20 protein-coding genes are annotated in these 18,913 nt (G+C 46.3%); 6 read left to right on the top strand and 14 right to left on the bottom strand.

Features of this window, described 5'->3' with window-relative positions; genetic code table 11:
* The first annotated feature begins 163 nt into the window (after nt 1–163).
* Nucleotides 164–736 carry a hypothetical protein gene (locus MHI12_RS09185; RefSeq protein WP_091014625.1) on the top strand — a complete coding sequence of 191 codons (573 nt, stop codon included), beginning with the start codon at nt 164–166 and terminating at the stop codon, nt 734–736.
* 124 nt (nt 737–860) lie between these two features.
* Here the strand turns inward: MHI12_RS09185 and MHI12_RS09180 are convergent, their stop codons facing one another.
* Nucleotides 861–1,247, bottom strand: coding sequence for a DUF423 domain-containing protein (locus MHI12_RS09180; protein WP_405172205.1), 387 nt, complete (start codon nt 1,245–1,247; stop codon nt 861–863).
* Nucleotides 1,248–1,589: 342 nt separating this feature from the next.
* Between MHI12_RS09180 and MHI12_RS09175 the strand changes: the two genes are divergently transcribed.
* Both MHI12_RS09175 and MHI12_RS09170 read left to right on the top strand, forming a co-directional pair.
* On the top strand, nt 1,590–2,060 hold the full coding sequence (locus MHI12_RS09175; RefSeq protein ID WP_405172204.1) for a hypothetical protein: 471 nt from the start codon (nt 1,590–1,592) through the stop codon (nt 2,058–2,060).
* 105 nt (nt 2,061–2,165) lie between these two features.
* Nucleotides 2,166–3,014, top strand: a complete 849-nt coding sequence (locus MHI12_RS09170; RefSeq protein WP_036609970.1) for a DegV family protein — start codon at nt 2,166–2,168, stop codon at nt 3,012–3,014.
* 195 nt (nt 3,015–3,209) lie between these two features.
* Here MHI12_RS09170 and pdaA read toward each other — a convergent pair whose 3' ends face one another.
* Nucleotides 3,210–3,989 carry a delta-lactam-biosynthetic de-N-acetylase gene (gene pdaA, locus MHI12_RS09165; RefSeq protein WP_074094344.1) on the bottom strand — a complete coding sequence of 260 codons (780 nt, stop codon included), beginning with the start codon at nt 3,987–3,989 and terminating at the stop codon, nt 3,210–3,212.
* A gap of 97 nt (nt 3,990–4,086) precedes the next feature.
* Nucleotides 4,087–4,497, bottom strand: coding sequence for a hypothetical protein (locus MHI12_RS09160; protein WP_405172203.1), 411 nt, complete (start codon nt 4,495–4,497; stop codon nt 4,087–4,089).
* Between the two features lie 207 nt (nt 4,498–4,704).
* Here MHI12_RS09160 and cysC point away from each other — a divergent pair, with 207 nt between their 5' ends.
* Nucleotides 4,705–5,343, top strand: a complete 639-nt coding sequence (gene cysC / locus MHI12_RS09155) for an adenylyl-sulfate kinase (RefSeq protein WP_076318331.1) — start codon at nt 4,705–4,707, stop codon at nt 5,341–5,343.
* Between the two features lie 79 nt (nt 5,344–5,422).
* Here cysC and MHI12_RS09150 read toward each other — a convergent pair whose 3' ends face one another.
* From MHI12_RS09150 to MHI12_RS09105, 10 genes are all read right to left on the bottom strand, one after another.
* A complete protein-coding gene (locus tag MHI12_RS09150; protein WP_405172963.1) occupies nt 5,423–7,240 on the bottom strand; it encodes an ABC transporter ATP-binding protein in 1,818 nt (605 codons plus the stop codon).
* Nucleotides 7,240–8,373: a nucleotidyltransferase family protein gene (locus MHI12_RS09145; RefSeq protein WP_405172962.1), complete on the bottom strand. Its 1,134-nt coding sequence runs from the start codon at nt 8,371–8,373 to the stop codon at nt 7,240–7,242. The genes MHI12_RS09150 and MHI12_RS09145 overlap by 1 nt, the downstream gene beginning before the upstream one ends.
* A 52-nt stretch (nt 8,374–8,425) precedes the next feature.
* A complete protein-coding gene (locus tag MHI12_RS09140) occupies nt 8,426–8,908 on the bottom strand; it encodes a lasso peptide biosynthesis B2 protein (RefSeq protein ID WP_405172961.1) in 483 nt (160 codons plus the stop codon).
* A 4-nt stretch (nt 8,909–8,912) separates the two neighbouring features.
* Nucleotides 8,913–9,212 (bottom strand): lasso peptide biosynthesis PqqD family chaperone, encoded by a 300-nt coding sequence (locus MHI12_RS09135; RefSeq protein ID WP_405172202.1) that lies wholly within the window; start codon nt 9,210–9,212, stop codon nt 8,913–8,915.
* A complete protein-coding gene (locus MHI12_RS09130) occupies nt 9,209–10,156 on the bottom strand; it encodes an aldolase (RefSeq protein WP_405172201.1) in 948 nt (315 codons plus the stop codon). The genes MHI12_RS09135 and MHI12_RS09130 overlap by 4 nt, the downstream gene beginning before the upstream one ends.
* A 139-nt stretch (nt 10,157–10,295) precedes the next feature.
* Nucleotides 10,296–10,433 carry a paeninodin family lasso peptide gene (locus MHI12_RS09125; protein WP_174806426.1) on the bottom strand — a complete coding sequence of 46 codons (138 nt, stop codon included), beginning with the start codon at nt 10,431–10,433 and terminating at the stop codon, nt 10,296–10,298.
* Between the two features lie 53 nt (nt 10,434–10,486).
* Nucleotides 10,487–10,621 (bottom strand): paeninodin family lasso peptide, encoded by a 135-nt coding sequence (locus MHI12_RS09120; protein WP_105598020.1) that lies wholly within the window; start codon nt 10,619–10,621, stop codon nt 10,487–10,489.
* A 65-nt stretch (nt 10,622–10,686) separates the two neighbouring features.
* Nucleotides 10,687–12,618, bottom strand: a complete 1,932-nt coding sequence (locus MHI12_RS09115) for an asparagine synthase-related protein (protein WP_074094338.1) — start codon at nt 12,616–12,618, stop codon at nt 10,687–10,689.
* Nucleotides 12,615–13,883 carry a sulfotransferase family protein gene (locus tag MHI12_RS09110; RefSeq protein ID WP_405172200.1) on the bottom strand — a complete coding sequence of 423 codons (1,269 nt, stop codon included), beginning with the start codon at nt 13,881–13,883 and terminating at the stop codon, nt 12,615–12,617. Before MHI12_RS09110 ends, MHI12_RS09115 begins: the two co-directional genes overlap by 4 nt.
* A gap of 423 nt (nt 13,884–14,306) precedes the next feature.
* On the bottom strand, nt 14,307–15,641 hold the full coding sequence (locus MHI12_RS09105) for an MFS transporter (RefSeq protein ID WP_341006603.1): 1,335 nt from the start codon (nt 15,639–15,641) through the stop codon (nt 14,307–14,309).
* Between the two features lie 254 nt (nt 15,642–15,895).
* Here MHI12_RS09105 and yhbH point away from each other — a divergent pair, with 254 nt between their 5' ends.
* The gene (yhbH, locus tag MHI12_RS09100) at nt 15,896–17,065 is read left to right on the top strand and encodes a sporulation protein YhbH (protein ID WP_036609998.1); all 1,170 of its coding nucleotides are present in this window, start codon (nt 15,896–15,898) and stop codon (nt 17,063–17,065) included.
* A complete protein-coding gene (locus MHI12_RS09095; protein ID WP_405172199.1) occupies nt 17,062–18,498 on the top strand; it encodes a SpoVR family protein in 1,437 nt (478 codons plus the stop codon). The genes yhbH and MHI12_RS09095 overlap by 4 nt, the downstream gene beginning before the upstream one ends.
* Nucleotides 18,499–18,633: 135 nt before the next feature.
* Here MHI12_RS09095 and MHI12_RS09090 read toward each other — a convergent pair whose 3' ends face one another.
* Entirely contained in the window at nt 18,634–18,912 is a 279-nt protein-coding gene (locus tag MHI12_RS09090) for a type II toxin-antitoxin system RelE/ParE family toxin (RefSeq protein WP_405172198.1), read from the bottom strand.
* Nucleotide 18,913 lies beyond the last annotated feature (1 nt).

The raw sequence follows: 18,913 nt of genomic DNA, 5'->3' as shown, positions 1-18,913 counted from the left end.
GACACCTTCTAAAAGACGTGAATAATAAGGTTTATTTGTGATATTAACCCATTTGTTTCGGCATATTTCTGCGTCTCTAGCACTATGATAATTTCCTTTTTAATGATATAGTGAATTGAAGCGTTTTTTTGAGCTGACATACTTTTTAACGGGGCTGGGATGAATGAAAGAAACCTTATCCAATCAAGAGGACATCGGCTTTTTATTTAATGTCGATATACTTATTAAGAGCCGCTCAAATGCATTGGCACTGCAGTCCCTGTTGGAGTTCATAAACAATGAAGAACAAATTGCGGACTTTCGGATTCAATCCGGCATAGAGCTAGGCAAAATTATTGAAGCGACACTCCAGTCCAAGAAGGACTCTTTCGTCACACTTCACAACGAACGCAAAAAAGCCAACGCAGCACAGAAGGCGTCCACTGCAGCTCAGACACCTGCCTCACCTGCTCCAGTCAAAACACAGAATCAGCAAGAAAAACCGGTTAGCGAGAAAAAGCCTGCCACCCAAACATCCAATGTATCCGATGGAAACTCGTTTGACGCGTGGATTGACACGCTCATTAAAGAGAATAAACTCACCCGTATTGTTGTCAATAACAAAAACGGTAAACATCAGAGCATTCCTTGCCGTATTCTGAATTTTGATCGAGATACCAGTATTGTGAGCATCTACCATGTCGATGAAAAACAGGTGTATACGTTCCGAACCAATGAAATCGATGAGTTTCTGTAACTAACTTCATCGGATTAAAACAAAAAGCAACTTGCGTTAGAATGACGGGACATTCTAACGCAAGTTGCTTTTTTAGTTCAATGGTTCATGCAGGATTGAACCCTCCGAGATTTGTTTGGGTCGATCAGGAGCGATCCTTACCTCGCTTCCATACATCTAATGCCAATAACAACCATCCGGCAATGAAGGCTACCCCACCAATCGGTGTGATGGCGCCCAGAATCTTGATGCCAGAAATACTAAGCACATACAAACTGCCCGAGAACACGATAATTCCGATAAACAACAGACGCGCTGCCCACTTCAGTTTTGTCGATGCTCCAAGTTGACCAGCCGTCAAGCCAATAATGAGCAAGGCCAATGCATGAATCATGTGGTATTGCACACCTGTCTCATATGTAGCTATGGCCGCGGGCCCAATCGTATCCTTGAGCATGTGAGCACCAAACGCACCAATCGCCACCGACAGCATGGTCATTACAGCTCCAAGCATCATCCATCTTCGTTGCATGTAAGTTCTCTCCCTTAATTCAACTAAAATTCACTCCTATTATTGTAGCGAATCCACTCCTCCTTTACCAGTCGTGACGGAGCTTCAAAGATCATATGTCTGTTTATACTTAACAATCCTATCCCTACCCTAAATATCGTAATATATCGTAGAAAACTGGCGTAAATCCTTGATTTTTATCGGTAATTATGGAAAAGTAAACAGGTATGTAATCGTTGTATTTTAAGTGCAAGTTCAAAAAGATTGGTTTTCAGTACCGAGAAGATGGGATGAAGCTAATCATTACTCATCGATTAGGTTAATAACATTCAGTACGATGATTAAGGGAGGCAAGTCAACATTATGGATAATCGCGATTCCTATAATTCAGGTTATAACAACACGGATCAGAATCCTGGCCATGCAGATCCATACAATAACAATGGGTATGAAGCCTACCCGCCAGATCATGAGAGGCAACCAATGGCACCACTGAAACATTCCGGACCTGGGATCGCCAGCTTTGTCATTGGGTTGGTTGCAATCTTGGGTTATATTCTGATATTCTTTATTGCCACCATGGCTGTAAACGAGTCCATCGGAGTTCTAACCCCGTTGCAGACAGAAGAGATAGCCTTGCATCCAGCAGTGGTTCTGGCTTCATTAGCCATTCTGGTCTGCCTGATTCTCAATCTGGCCGGAGGCATCGTCGGAATTATCGGTCTTGTTCTCAAGAATCGAAAGAAAATCTTTGCCATTATCGGAACCATATTAAATGGGATCATGATTCTGTTATTCGTTGGACTTATTTTGGTAGGCATGACGCTGATGTAACGCTTTGCATCAGCGTCATGTTTCCTTATAATTAAAATGAATGGGTTTACACATAAGTATAATCTATATTTTTTGCCAAAATCATTGTTTTCAAAGGAGATTGACATGTCACGAATCAAAATTTTTGCGGACAGCACAAGTGATCTGGCTCCAGAATGGATCCAGCAGCACGATATCGGTATCATCCCCTTATATGTCGTGTTTGGTGAAGAATCACTGAAAGACGGTGCTGAGATTAAGCCTGAACAGCTATATGAACGTGTTAGCCAAGATGGGCGTCTTCCCAAAACGGCTGCACCTTCCCCCGCTGATTTCATAACGGCATTTCAACCTTACATAGATCAAGGGGATGAGATTTTATATATCAGCTTATCTTCTGAACTTTCCTCTACCTATCAAAATGCACGACTAGCGAGTTCCGAGTTCCCTGAAGGTCGAATATCGGTCATTGACTCACAGAATCTCTCATCAGGAATTGCACTGATGGTGATGAAAGCTGTACATGCTGCTGATAAAGGGCAAAACCTGACTCAGATTACACACCTGATTGAGGCGATGAAATCAAATGTACGCACGGAGTTTGTTATCGATACACTGGAGTATCTGCATAAAGGCGGACGCTGTTCGGGCATGCAGAACCTGATTGGAAGCCTGTTGAAGATTCGTCCTGTCATCCGGGTAACAGATGGCAAGATGGCACCTGCCTATAAAGTGCGCGGCAAACGGGAGAAAGCTCTGGAACAAATGCTGAATAATACGCTCAGCCAGAAAGATCAGATCGATCCAGACCTTCTGATTGTTGTTCACACCATGGCTGAAGAGGATGCGCTTGACTTGCAGAAGTCTTTGCAGGAACAAACGGGTGCACGTGTGGAACTGACCACTGCTGGTTGTGTAGTATGCAGTCACTGCGGCCCGAAAACGATTGGAATCATCTATAATACTGTTTTATAGTATTACACGTTACATCGTATCGTATTACCCAATCCTTTCTTCTAAATCTATATGTGGTACATCCAATACTTGGACTGGCATACCGTTATAAACTAAAAAGGGCATTCCGAGCTTAATCGCTCAGGATGCCCTTTAATATTTTTGCTAAACTTTTGAATGACCTACACTTGGTCCATTGCTCATTACGATAATGGATCAATAACTTTTGGTCCGCAGATCATCCAGACTTTTGAATGCATATCCTTGCTTGCGGGCCTCATCAATAATGGAACCCAGAGCTTCCGTGTTATCTTTGGATACCGAATGAAGCAAAATGACAGCGCCCGGATGGAGTTGTTTCAACACCTGTTGATGAGCATATTGTGCACCACGCTGCACATTGGTATCCCAATCTTTATAAGCAACAGACCAGAACACGTTCACATACCCTTGGGCATGACTCTCTGCGAGCGTACGATTGTTAAAAATCCCGCGCGGTGGCCGTAAAAAGGTCGCTTGTTGACCGGTCAGCCGATTGACCTCCGACTTGACCTTCTCAAGTTCCTCTCTAAGCTTTTCATTGGAGATGCGAGTCATGTCCGGATGACTCCATGAATGATTACCGACAATATGACCTTCAGCCGCCATACGTTTGACCAACTCAGGCTGATCTTTCAGATAATGACCTGTCACAAAGAAAGCAGCTGGCACCTTCTTGGTACGCAAAACATCCAGTATGGCAGGTGTGAATCCATTCTCATACCCGTTATCAAACGTGAGATACAACTCCTTCTGTTTTGTATCCCCCAGGAAAATGGCATCGTTATGTTGTAAGATTGATTTAAAGCCTTCCTGATCAATGGAGGGCAGTTGACCGTTTTGACTTTTTTTGAAGCCAAAGTGATACGCTCCGGTAACCGGTGATGCTTCAGTCTGTGCCGGTACCATACTGATGGATAACAGTCCCAGCAGTATATATAGAACCATTCGCTTCATTCTATCCGCTCCTGTTCCTGAAAAATTCGGTTAGTCGTTTGCACACACGAACACCTTCAGGTAATATGCCACAGGAACGGCTAATGTATGTAAATCATTAACGATCGAAACGTTTATTTTCAGGTTGTGACGGAGATTGATGGAATAATTCAAGTAAGGTCTGAGGTTTGCCACTGGAAGCAAGCCATTCCCTCACGGTCTGTATGGCACGGGTCTGTCCATCTCCCCGATCACGCCATGTAAGCAACTCGATAACTTTGATAATCAAGGCCGACATATTGTGATTATCCAGTTCAGACTGCTCTGCCCTCAGCTTGTGATACAAAGCCTCCTGCTCCCAATCCAGTAGAATCTCATCACCGATGGTTGGCTTCAAAAGTGTATACGCTCTGTCACAACCTTTACAACGAACCGTGCTGACCTGTTCATCTATAAATTCCGCTCGGACATCCTGTTGGCAATCCGGGCATTTGAACCCAACTTGTATGTTTTGTATGTTTTTGTTCATGACATTGTTCCTCCTGCTATGTGAGCATTTTGCATCATTCAATTCAAAATACTCCTTGGATATATGCATAATGCTTATGTATGTACTACATCTATACCCGATATTTTGTCGATTCACGCTTATTTTGAAGAAATCTATAAGGTGCTATAATCTTGTAAATATGTTAAAATATTATACATATCATGGTAGGGAAAAGGCGGGATACTCATGTCGAAGGAAGAGCGCAATATAACCTGGCAATCATCCAGCATCAACAGACAAGACCGGGAGAAGCATAATGGGCACCGTAGTCGTGCCATATGGTTTACCGGGTTATCAGGTGCAGGAAAGTCATCCCTTGCATTTGCCCTGGAGCAGTATCTTTATGATCAAGGCGTACGCTGTTATGTTCTGGACGGGGATAATGTACGTCATGGACTGAACCGTGATCTCGGTTTTACAGCAGGGGATCGTCAAGAAAATCTGCGTCGAATTGGTGAAGTATCGAAGTTAATGGTAGATGCCGGGTTGTTTGTACTTTCGGCTTTTATCTCTCCTCATGAACAGGATCGGGAGATGGTCAGACAGTTATTTGAACCAGATGATTTCATTGAAATCTATGTGCGCTGTTCAATCCAAGAATGTGAGCGGCGTGATCCCAAGGGTCTATACAAAAAAGCCCGCAATGGTGACATCCCGCATTTCACAGGCATTTCCGCCCCCTATGATGTACCAAAATCTCCTTCATTCATCATCGATACAGAGCAATGGTCCATTGAGGAAGCCGTGCAAGAGATCGTACAGCATTTGGAGCAGATTGGCGCTCTTCAACTGCCACTCCCTACGAAAACAGCCCTCGTTCATTAATTCTTGCTCATTATACAAACTACTTACATGAAAGGCGCGCCCCTCGTGGCGCGCCTCTTTACGTTATGTCATAACCTACTTATTGTCCCACAACACCCGCTTGCATGTTCAAAAGTTTGCTGAACGTCCCTACCGGATCAGTTGATAACTGCTGGTACCCGCCTTCTTGAATCACCCGACCTTCATCAAGCACAATTACACGATCTGCCGTCCGAATCGTGGACAATCGGTGTGCAATCACGATAATGGTCACATGTCCTTTTAATCGTTCCAGCGCCTCGTGAATATACTGTTCATTCTCACTGTCGAGCGCACTCGTTGCTTCATCCAGTACCAATACAGAAGGATTCCGCAGCATGGCCCGGGCGAGCACCAATCGCTGACGTTCACCCCCGGATAGCCGAATCCCCCGATCACCAATGATCGTATCCAGACCCTGAGGCAACTTCCGTACAAATGCCGCAGAGGAGGAAAATTGCAAAGCCTGCCACATCTGTTCTTCACTTGCATTTGGATCAACCAGACGCAGATTCTCACGAATACTCGTATGAAACAGGAATGGGTCCTGGGAGACATATCCGATGGAACTTCGCCAGCTCAATAATCGTTCTTCTGACAGAGGCTCACCGTCAATCAAAATACGACCAGTTTCAGGCCTTACGAGGCCCATAATCAGATCTATCAGCGTGCTCTTGCCTGCTCCGGATTTCCCCACAATCGCGGTCATGCCCCTTGCTGGAATCGAAGCTTGCACATTTCTCAATGAGTACGTATCACTTCCCTCATAGCGATAGCAGACATCCTCACAGGTGATAGATGCCTTCAGTTCCATAGGTTGAATCCCATCAGTTCCAACGTCTCCTGCCGAAGCAATCTCTTCACTAATCTCACGACTCTTCGCCGTCTGCGCTTGCAGTTCTCTGACTACCCGAAATGCAGGCAGCATGGAGCTAATGTACTCCAGATTGGACTGAATCGCCGTAAATCTTGGCCATAACCGGGAAAAGATAAGGATGATGAGCAGCAGACTTGCTGGAGGTACCGTCATTACACGGAGAGAAAGATAGATGAATGCCGCAATAATGATTGCCGCGGACATCCGGTGAATCAGCTGTGTTCCACTGTTCAATTGGCTAAACTGAATGACATTGCGTTCTATCTGTCTGCACATGCGCTCAAACCAGTTCATGTGTGAGCGCTCAAGCATGTTGCTCTTAATATCCTTAATGCCGTTGAAATGCTCAGTAATGCCGTTATAATAACTTTGCGAGAATTCAGAGGTCTGGTCTCCGATCTGCTTGGCCCGCTTGACGAATTTTCTCAAGACAAAAAATAATAACAATCCACAGACCAGCACAAGTGCCGTCAGCTTGGCGGATAACCAGAAAGCAAGACCGATCTGAATGCCCGTAAAGATCAGCGAGGCTGCCATTTGCAGCATAATGCTCGTTCCTTGGCTCACACGTGCAAGTTCAGTCGTTAATATATGGTTAAAATCGGATTTTCGTTTTTGGAGAAAAAATGACCATTGCGCCATAATAATAGCACCATAGGTTTCCATGCGCAGCGTTCGTACAAATTGCTGCTGGATTCGAGTATTACGGATCGTCTGGAGACGCTGCATCCAGGCCTGTCCGGAGACAATCAACACAAAGGTGAACAATACGAGTAACAATTGGCTATTTTCAGAAAAACGATTCAACACGTCGCCAAGCCAGGGAATGTTTAAGCCTGTGGAGCCCATCTCAAATATGCCAATCAGACTCAGCATCGGAACAAGCATGTAGATACCGATCCCTTCCATGAGACTGATACAGATCATCCCTATCAGATTCCAATATAAAATGGGCCCCGTGACATGATGCAACTTTCGCATGAAATACCTTAATTCCGAGATCATACTTTACCCCTTTCCGTCACCGTATACCTTTTAATTCGCCGCCAGAACCAGAGAAACGGACGTAACGGAAAGTATAGAAAAAACAAAGAACGTGGAAGCGGCAATTGATCCACATCCCATGTACTTGGATATAAACGTTCAATAAAGAAGAACCATTTCTGTTTTGTACTTCGAAGTTTAAACAAATACGATTGATAAGACTTCATATCAGCCGGACTTTCCAGCATGTCGTTCATGAACTTTGCGCCTTCGTTGGCTAATCGCTTGCCTGTACGGTCACTCAAGGACATCAAGGACCTGTACTCTACATCCAGCGGCGTATTCAGCAGCTCCGAAGCCAGATAAAGAGCCTGCGAACCGATCGATAAACGACCCTCCGCTTTCAGACGTCTCTCTACTTTCTTCACATCGAGTGGCATGCTGCGGATCATCTGGTCGATATCCAGTAACCAGCGCAGTCTGAACCAGCCGTGTCGTGCACCATGGGTTACGAGATAAGCCCATAGGTCTTCTTGTTCAAGCATACGGACAGGTGTCTGTGTGTATGAACTGAACCGGCTACGTTTCCACAGCAATTCAAAATCTGTTTCTTTGCCCGAATCTGGATTCAGACGCCAATGAATCTCCACTTGAGTCCTTTTGACCGGATGGGTGTAACAGATATGATGTTCCCGCCATTTCCAGCTGCGCACCGTAGGTGCCCGCTCCCCTTCCTTGGATATATATCCGAGGGTAGCCAGAATGCCTTCAGCTGCTTCCACATCATCAAACGGAATCAGGATATCCAGGTCTTTGGAGGTTCGCATCGATACATCGCCATAGAGATCATGGGCGAGTGCCGGTCCCTTTAGTGTAATATTGCGGATACCGCGTTCACGAAAAGCTCCACACACCTGCTCCATCTCAGCTGTTAGATGTAACATGCGGAACGTATTGACCGTATATTGTTGTCTCAGACTCTCCATAACATCTGCAGGAATGATTGCAGAGTTCAATTCTTTCATTTTCACATAAAGGGCAGAGTATAAGCGGTGATGATAGACAAGCCGCAGAAAGAGTCGCCAATCGGTTCCTTGCAAACCCACCTTGAGTTCTTCAGGGGATAGAGCCGTCAGATCACCTCTAATCATGCTCAAAATCAGCTTAAGCTCCTTCGGAAACCCTGATGAATAGAGTTCACTTTCATGTATCATAGACAATCTCCCCAGATCCCTTCTCCGGACACCGTTTGCCAAACACACCGACAACCGTATATTGGTCCATAGTATCAGCTCCGGTCACGATCAATTTACCGCTTCGCAGCCAGGCATGAGCCATCATATGTCCTTGCTTATTCCGCGCAGTTCCCATATATAACGTACTCTCTATCTTGCGTCGCTCAAGCATCTTCATCCCGGCAATCGCCATTACAAGGCAGCGGCTTTCCCATAAGGTATATTTGCTGGCGAGCGAAATCGCTTTGGAAATATTCCGTATAGTGATGACCTCGCTGCGATCAAGTCCTGTCATGGGTGTTTCTACCATAGGCGTACCCAGCCCTGGCGCGATTTTAACGAATGGCATAGCCTTCTGTATGCGTGCCCAGCCAAGGAGGATATAGGCCTCCCATACCAGTCGACGCATCGGCCGTGGGAGCGAGAAATAAGCCTTTATTTTTCGCAACATCATTCTACACTCCGCGAGTAACGTCGATTAAACCTTCACGGGACAGATGTTCCAGGAATTGCACCACCTGCTCACGACATTCATCTGGCTCAATCTCATACTCCCCAGCAAGTACCTCAACAACTTCGCCCAGCGTGCGTTCTTCTGCGATCAGATCCCAGATTCGCCCACCGGTACTCCCGAGATTATAGTATTTTCCAGAGCTAATGCTCATCATGACTTTCTCACTGCCCATATCACTGACCAGATTGCCTTCCTTCCGGATTACCCGGTCTTCCACATTCATCGGCGTAGTCGCTGTCATTGTCCTGTATGCACTCCTTTACGTATATGATCTGTGATCCGATCCACCATCTCAAATGCTGTAAACTCAGCACCCGTTCTGACCAATCTGCCAATCTCCACACTTGCTGAAAGTCTTGAAGCCGTCTCGAACAACCACTGTGCCAGTCCCTGTCTTGCAACGAGTCCACCACGGAACGTATGCGAGCATAATAGATGCAATCGTTCCAAGCCTGCCACTTCAACCAGTTGAACAGATGTATGGTTTTCCTCCGGTTGTGGAGCAAGTTCGAATATTCCACCTAGAGGTACGGCCATCTCATGAAAATAGTGCTGGACAGGAATCGCATACTTCGTAATCTCTGCGTGAACCGTTGCGTAATCCTGCTCCTTCATGCCGAAGCCGTCCAGACTGGGTTGCCATAACTTCTGTTGCGGGTAACCAGGGGATACGATGGCTCTTCCCCCGGCATCCCAGGTCAGTGCAACAACATCATCGGTGAGAAGTGGATATCCGCGTGATGCCAGTGCGGCCGACAGTGTCGATTTGCCTGCCCCCGAATGTCCGACAAATGCGTAAGCCCAGCCATCAATAACAACTGCACTACCATGCAAAGGAAGAATGCCACGCTGCATCATAATGACCGCCATACAGGTGCCCAGGATGAATAATCTGACCTTTTTCTCATCTGCACCCGGTATCGGAGATACAACAATGCGCTTTCCTTGTTCCATTAGAAACAGACCTGTATCTTCGATTTTGAAAAAAAGACTGCCCTCTCGCGCCACAAAGTTGTCGTTGCCTACATCCCAATCCTCCCACAATGGGGTCAGATCTGAAGACTCGATGTGCACATCCACGACATCAAAATCAGTCTCCGCATCCTTGGGTGCGATCTGTAGTTCAGGCATTCGAATTTGGCTCGACCAGCGCAGACCATACGCCACATAATGCACAGGCAACAATGAACGACGCCTCCTACGTAATAAAATGTAAAAAAAAGCCCTTATATTCATGTTGCTCAATATAAGGGCGGAGGCGAAAAGCTGGATTTGTTGCATTTCCGCCCTTTAAGTATGATGACACTTCATCAAACTTAACAACTTAGGAAGTTGGATCGTACAGATCCGCATCGTGAACCGTGATCCAGTCAATTTGTCTGTAGCCAGTACCGGCCATTGTTTGATTGACTTCCAACACTTCAAGAGCTGGTGCTTGCCATTCCTTTTTTTCCATTTGCATCGTATTCACCTCCTTTACGCACTTCTAAGTATGATGGCATATGGTAAAGCTTTCTAACTAGTTCCGTAGAGATCCGCATCGTGAACCGTAACCCAGTCGATATGTTTGTAACCTGTGCCCGCCATTGTTTGGTTGACTTCCAATATTTCTAGTGCTGGTTCTTGCCATTCCTTTTTTTCCCTTTGCATCGTATTCACCTCCTATCATGAGTCAAATGTAAGAAAAATCCGGGCTCACAGTTCACCGGGCTATATCAGAATTTCCGAATGAACCGATAGACAATCAGACTATGCATCATCAATCGCAGATCTGGATGTGAAGCAAGCTCTGGTCTCGGACTCGGAAAGTTGGCCAAGGCAGATTTGATACGCTCCGTGTTTAATATGCCAGCGACCTTGCTGTCAGAACACAAAGCACGTAACTCGGCAGTAAAAGCATCCCAATTGGGAATGATGCGATGTAACCAATCCGCCGGTTGTACACCCCGTACCCGTTGATTCAGCCTGACCTTGTCAGGCAACTCCGGTGAAGTAGCCCGGCGAATCAATGAACGATCCGTCCCGTGTTTCACATATTGTTCAATCGGAACGGACAGACAGAACCGGATGACTCTGGCATCACTTGTCGGATCACGTTCCCAAGCCCGGTAACGGAGAGAACATTTCGTAGCTACGGCACCATTTTTGTTCGCAATAGCCAGGTTATTAAATTTCTCGGCACGGACTTTGAGAGCATCCGCCTGGGCACCGCCCTGCAGGACAATAATGGATTTGAGTCGTTCCAACACACCTGTTCTTTGCGCAAAATCAGGATGGATCAACTGTACAGATGCCGCCTGACTGGCTCCTTTGGACTGCGCCTTGAACCAATCCGGATATGCCTTTTTCCCGGTGATCTTGGCAATACGGGAGAAGGGCATGCCCGTTCGTTCACTATACTGCTGCATCTCACGGAACCAGCGGTACCAGCGGCCACTTTTCAGTAGACTGGCGTAATAATCCAGAGCCGGCCCCCAGGAGATGGTGAAATTACCACGTGCGCCTGTGAGCAGGATGCCTGCATCTTGCTGGCTCGCTTTTTCATAGAATCCGCGAATCCAGAATGAATTTTCAAAGTATTTATAGGGCATTTCCATAATGTCGAGCCAGGTATCTACTTCACTAAGTGGACTTCTGCCTTCAAAATCAAGGTAGTTCTCTGTGATATTGCCGACATGATTAATGGTTGAACGTATGAAGGGCCGTTCGTCTGCGAGCAACGTTTTCGACGTATAATCTGTGAAATCCGGTACCGGAACATAACTATAGGCCTGCAGCCGTTTACCCTGACTTCTCAGTGTTCCGGAAGCAAAACCAACCACGGCTCCCGAGTCCAGCCCACCACTTAATGCTGCAGCCACCTGCCTGTGCGTTCGCAAGCGTGATCCAACCGCCTGCCCAAATACCTCCCGAAACGCTTCTACATACTCGCCATCGGATTTCAGCCTTAGAGGTTCCACTTCATTCCAGCGATGATATTGCTTCAGCTCCAGTCTCCCATCCCGGAAGACAAGTGTATGTGCAGAAGGCAGCTGGCTTATTCCCCGATATACGGTCGAATTGATATCTGCTGAATCATGCATGTCAGGAATGGCAAGGAATTCGGACAGCCAGGTCTCATCAAGTTCTTTATGTACCCCTTCAAGCCCGAGCAACGGATTCATAAGTGTGCAGAAAGCAAAACGTGAACCATCATGTCGGTAATAAAAAGCTCTCATGCCTGTAATATCTCTTGCTGCATACAGTTTGCGATTCCGCTCATCCCATATCGCGAATACAAAATCCCCCAGCAATCGGACGGCTACATCGTCTCCCCAGCGCTGATAGGCACGCAAGATCAATTCACTATCCGCCAACATAGCCAGTTCAGCTCTGGATATCTGCAATTGATCAGCCAGTTGTTCCCGATTATCCAGGATGGCATCTGCTGTGATGGTCAGACCACTTTCCTCATCATATAAAGGCAACTTCTCGCTAACCGATTCCGGTGTAATCCATTGGGCATGACAGCTGAGGAACGCCTCATTGCCTTTCCACACTCCTGTTGTATCCGCAGGGACATGCCCCAGGCTTGCGTACAGACGCCAGCTGTCTTCCCATAGCGCCTGCTGACCATCGTTGTGTACAATTCCTGCTATGGCGCTCATGACTTGCCTCCCCGTAGAATCTTGCGCTGTGAAGCCCAGGCGCTGATCTGATGACCAAATGGTACCCATGATTTGATACGCTGTATTTTGCTTTGAGCAGAAGCCAGCTGGACTTTCAAGCGTTCTCGCTCACTGTAACCCCGTTCCAGACGATGATCTGCTGCACGTAATGCGGCTTGCAGCTGTCTGATCGTTACCAGTGCAGCTAGCGTCGGGTCTGTCTTTTCCGGTTCTTCGACAATTTGGTCATTAAGATTCCCAAGCGGATCATGAACGACAGAATCTGCCGATTGCATTTGGTATTGCGATTGCCACTGGCAACCGGTCGCTGTCGTCAATTGATGCGTAATTCGATCGATGACCTCTTGATCCGGACTTGCATCATAATGTACACCCGTCCATTGTTCGGCTTCTGCCAGCTGTTCACTGTATCCCATCCGGTGGAACAGATCTGCCCCCATTACACGGCAATACAGTTCAACTTCATGTGGTTCTAATATGTTTTTCCAGTTGTTAACAGAATCCTGATGTGCCTCTTGATGCGAAGAGAGGAAAGGATCACCCACGCCCATACTGTAGAACATGCCAGACTTGGCACTGTCCAGAAACTGTCCATACTGCTCCATTCCCTGTTCATATCGAATTCCCAGAAACGCGCATAGTTTCTCAAGTTCTTCTTGAGGATTGGAAACCAATCGTTCATATTGCAATTCATACGCATTGGAGTGGGGTTTGGCAAAATAATCATTCAAGCGGAGCATCCCAAGTGTGAGATCAACGGATTTCATATTTAATTTGGGGCTCTGCAAACTATGAATCAGGTCGAATCCTTCTCCTGTGTGGCGGTTTACCTTTTTGAATGATGCAGCTACGGCCAGAGGATTACGCTGGAGATGAATACGCTTGGACTGAGGGAACAGACGATCCAGCCATTCCAGCATGTAATAGTATCGTGGAGATTTATCAACGATGAAGTCTGCTCCGCTCCCTTCCAGGAATCCATTGTAGATTTCAAGAGCAAAACTTCTGCACGCCTTTTCGAAGACATCCTCGGATACCATGGCATTGTAGAACTGACGAATAATGGAGCTGCCACCATAAGCACGTGAATCAGCCTTGTTCAAATCGACAAGATTCATCAGAAACCACATTTCCTGGGTGGCAAATATACGACTATGATTTTGCAGCATTACGGTGGATAAGGAACTACCACTGCGGGGAACACATAGTAAGAAAACAAGTCCGTTACCTTGAGTATCGATCAATGGCAGCCTCTCCTCTGTTCATTAGTATAAATATGTAGCTGGGATAGACCAGACTCTACCTTTGTGTTTGGCAAAACGAGTAATATGCACGCTATAGGTCAGCATTTTGCAATATTCCGTCGGAAGTTCACCCGGGAATGAAACAAAACACATGGTTACATTCGACAACTCTCAGATACAATATGTATTTATAGTTTTACTCTATGATACAAAATGTATCATGTCAATCTTTTATTTTCACCTTTTCATAAATTCATACTCTTTCACTGTATTCTGCTGTTTGTCATTTAAGCACTTATTCATGATCAATTATGTTCTGATTGCACAAAAGCGAATAAGCTCCAGACATGTTCTGTGAGGAACAATGCCTGAAGCCATACGTAATCCGTTGAGAAAATTAACATAAAAACTGGTGAACAAGCATCAGGTAAACCTTACATTCGAACTTTTCCCAGGAGCTCCAACGCTCCTATTTCGCTCTTCTTCCTGATCTGCCTGTGTAGCATCCTGCATCCCCTTCTGTACCTTCACGGTTAACAATACGGCAATGCCCGCGACGAAAAAGAAGATGAGGGATAGAATACCCCAACGTGTGGAACCTGTTATTTGCCCAACATAACCAAACACAAATGGACCAAAGATCGAAGAGAATTTGCCTGTAATATTCACAAAACCAAAATACTCTCCTGTTCTGCCTGCCGGCATCAGATTGCTAAACAGGGAACGCGCTGTGGATTGACTCACACCCTGTACGACACCAACCAACCCGGCGAGCACATAAAAGTGGATCGCTTGTGTCATGAAATAACCGAGAATCACAATACATATGTAGACCGATAAGCTAACGATTAATACCTGCTTTGCTCCCCAACGCTGTGCCCATGCTCCCAGTAACAATGTACACGGGAACCCGATGAACTGGGTTAACAGTAGCGCGAGCATCAGGTCGGCTGTGCCTATACCTATACTTGTCCCATAAATTGTAGCCATTAGAATGATGGTATTAATGCCGTCATTAAAAAACCAGAAAGCCACCAACATGCGGATTAACTGGGGAAAACGCCGCATCTGACGAAAGGTTTGCCGCAGTCTGCGTACGCCCACTGCAGCATACCCTGTCCACGTTCCGGGCAGATCCGGTGATGCAGGCCGTCTCGGAGCATGGCGAAAGATCGGTATCGAGAACAGCAACCACCACAACGAGACGGAGATAAAAGCAAGTCTTGTTCCTGCCAGTGTACTGCTCATCCCGAACCAGCCCGGTTGCTGAATCATCAGCAGGTTCACTGCAAGCAACAAGCCTCCTCCAATATAACCATAGGCATAACCTTTGGAGGATATCATGTCCCTTCGTTCCACAGGTACCAGATCCGGCAGCATTGCATCGTAGAAGGTGTTACCACCCGCAAAACCGATTGTAGATATGACCAGCAACGCGGAAGCAAGGAACCAGTCCCCTTCACCGATTGCGCTGAATCCCAATGTGGCAAGGACACCTATAATTGCAAATACACGCAGGAAGTCGCCTTTCCGTCCAGACAAATCAGCCAGCGTGCCTAGCAACGGTGTTAGCAGAGCTACGCACAACATGCCAATGGAGTGTGTATAAGCCAGGTAGGAGGCGGCGGTATCCGTATCCAGTGTTGCGGCAGCCACCGAAGCATAGAATACAGGCAGTACTGCCGCCAGTACAGTTGTTGCATAAGCCGAGTTGGCCCAATCATACATAATCCAAGCCTTGATCGCCTTTTTATTCACATAAATCCTTCCTTTTCATGCATCTATTAAATGATTGATGTCTTTCTCCTATTGTAAAGGAAGGATATCACACTTGTTCACTGTTTCTGTAAAAAATGGTGCACTTCTGTTCTTACGACTCACCTTCCCTCTGAGGTGAACTTGCGTAATTGTATCATTTTATATCCACTCTCATCACATATCGTCCTCGCCCGTGAATATACTTAATTACCGACAGGCCAAACTGTGCCGCGTAATCAATGGGGGGTGCCTACATGTCAAATTCACACCAGCCTTACTCGTTCGTTGTGTCGAAGGAAGATTGGTCGCTTCACCGCAAAGGGTACCAGGACCAACAGCGCCATCAGCAAAAGGTGAAAGATGTCATCAAGCAGAATCTGCCTGATCTGATTACGGAAGAAAACATCATCATGTCTGATGGAAAACAAATCATCAAGGTACCAATCCGCAGTCTGGATGAGTACCGTTTTGTGTATAACTACCAGAAGCAAAAACATGTCGGTCAAGGAGACGGTGACAGTCAGGTCGGAGACGTCATCGGTCGTGATCCCTCTGCTTCGCAGAAACCCGGCAAAGGCGAAAAAGCTGGCGATCAGCCTGGTCATGATATTGTGGAAGCCGAAGTTAGTATTGAGGAATTGGAAGATATGCTCTTCGCTGAGCTGGAATTACCCGATCTGAAGCAGAAAGACAAAGACCTGATTGAGACACATACGGTAGTTTTCAACGATATTCGCAAAAAAGGCATGCAGTCCAATATTGACAAGAAACGTACCATTCTGGAGAATCTGCGTCGCAATGCAACGACCGGTACGCCAGGCATCCATCACATCAGTCCAGATGACCTGCGCTACAAGACATGGGAAGACAAAATCATTCCACAATCCAATGCCGTTATCATTGCCATGATGGATACATCCGGGTCCATGGGTTCGTTTGAGAAATACTGCGCGCGCAGCTTTTTCTTCTGGATGACCCGTTTTCTACGCCGTCAGTATGAGAAAGTTGAGATTGTTTTCCTCGCCCATCATACGGAAGCCAAGGAAGTAACCGAAGAAGAGTTCTTTACCCGTGGCGAGAGCGGAGGCACCATCTGCTCCTCTGTATATATGAAGGCACTGGATATTATTGACAGTCGGTATCCACCTTCAAGCTACAACATCTACCCTTTCCACTTCTCTGACGGGGATAATCTGACCTCGGATAACGAACGGTGTGTGAAGCTGATCGGCGAGTTAATGAAGCGTAGCAATATGTTTGGATACGGCGAAGTGAATCAGTACAACCGCAGCAGCACACTGATGTCGGCTTACCGTCATATCAAGATGGATCAGTTCATGTATTATGTGATCAAAGAAAAAGGCGAAGTGTACAAAGCTTTGCGCAGCTTTTTCCAGAAACGGGAAGGAGGCAGCGTTAGATGACAGATGAGATCCGCGACCTAGAATACGCTATTGCCGAGATTATGGAGATCGCCAATGGTTTTGGCCTGGATTATTACCCCATGCGGTACGAAATCTGCCCATCGGATATTATTTATACATTTGGAGCCTACGGCATGCCGACCAGATTCAGTCACTGGAGCTTTGGCAAAACATTTCATAAGATGAAAATGCAATACGATTTTGGACTCAGCAAAATTTATGAGCTTGTCATCAACTCCAACCCTTGTTATGCCTTCTTGCTGGATGGCAATTCCCTGATTCAGAACAAATTGATCGTAGCCCACGTCCTGGCACACTGCGATTTTTTCAAAAACAATGCCCGCTTCTCCAAATCCAACCGTAATATGGTCGAAAGCATGGCTGCCACGGCGGATCGCATCAGCAATTATGAGATGGAGTACGGAACGGAAGCGGTTGAAGCATTTATCGATGCCGTGATCGCAATTCAGGAACATGTGGACCCACAGCTGATTAAACCCCGCCATTTGGACAAACAACGCTACATGGAGATGAAAATGCGGGAGCAGCGCGGTGAGAAAAAACCACGGCCGGAAGGTCGCTATGATGATCTATGGTCACTTGATGACGTGCAGACGGAAGAAGCTCCCGCTGAAGGTATTCAGGTCCATCATTTTCCGCCTGAACCGGAAAAGGATGTCATGTGGTTTATTCAGGAATTCTCCGAAGTGTTGACCGACTGGCAGCGGGATATCATGAGTATGATGCGTGAAGAGATGTTATATTTCTGGCCACAGATGGAAACCAAAATCATGAACGAAGGCTGGGCATCCTACTGGCATCAACGCATTATCCGTGAGCTCGATCTGAACAGTGAGGATACGATAGAATTTGCCAAACTCAACTCCTCCGTGGTGCAGCCATCCAAACAAAGTCTGAATCCGTATTATTTGGGACTGAAGATTTTCGAGGATATTGAACGGCGCTGGGATAACCCAACCCGGGAAGAAAAGGAACGTTGGGGCCGCAAACCAGGGCAAGGTCGTGTCAAAATGTTCGAGGTGCGTGAATTTGATTCCGATACCTCCTTTATCCGCAATTACATGACCAAGCAATTAACCGAAGATCTGGACCTCTACGTATTTGAGAAAAAAGGTCCGGACTGGAAAATCACCGACAAGTCCTGGGAGAACATACGGGATCAGCTCGTATTTTCACGTGTCAACGGAGGCTCCCCTTATCTGGTTGTGCAAGATGCTGACTATCTGCGGACCGGTGAACTCGTACTAAAACATCAATATGAAGGCATCGAGCTGGATCTGAAATATATGGAACGCACCCTGCCTTATCTGTATCGCCTCTGGGGACGTACCGTACATGTGGAGACACGTGTTGAGGATAAACCGATCTGGTTTACGTATGATGGCAAGAAACACCACCGCAAGTTTATGTAAGGTTCCAACAGCCCTTTTCCTTTTAAAAAAGAGAACCTTCGTATCACGTATGAAGGATGGCGACATACCATAAAAAAACAAAAAAAGCGGCAAGCTCCCGACATACACGGGGACTTGCCGCTTGGCATTTCATAATTAATATTTAAAATTACGTTTCATTGCACCATGCTTAAAGGAAGTGATTACATATCGCTCACCGTTGTCCAACAGCTTGTAAGATACAACGTATCGATCCACGAAACAATAGTACGTGTTGCGGTACTCACGAGACGGCAGCATTTTTCCCATAGTAACAATCTTCTCTTCAACACGGCGAATGAGATTAATTTTGTATTCCATCGTTTCTTTATCTGTAAAATGTTCGCTTTTGATCTGGCGAAGTCGGTTCATTGCCGTGGCGGTCCATTGAACCATC

Source organism: Paenibacillus sp. FSL H8-0280, from assembly GCF_045040665.1.
Lineage (GTDB): Bacteria > Bacillota > Bacilli > Paenibacillales > Paenibacillaceae > Paenibacillus > Paenibacillus xylanexedens_A.
The sequence above is the reverse complement of the archived record's forward strand: the minus strand, read 5'-3'. Positions and strand labels throughout refer to the sequence as shown.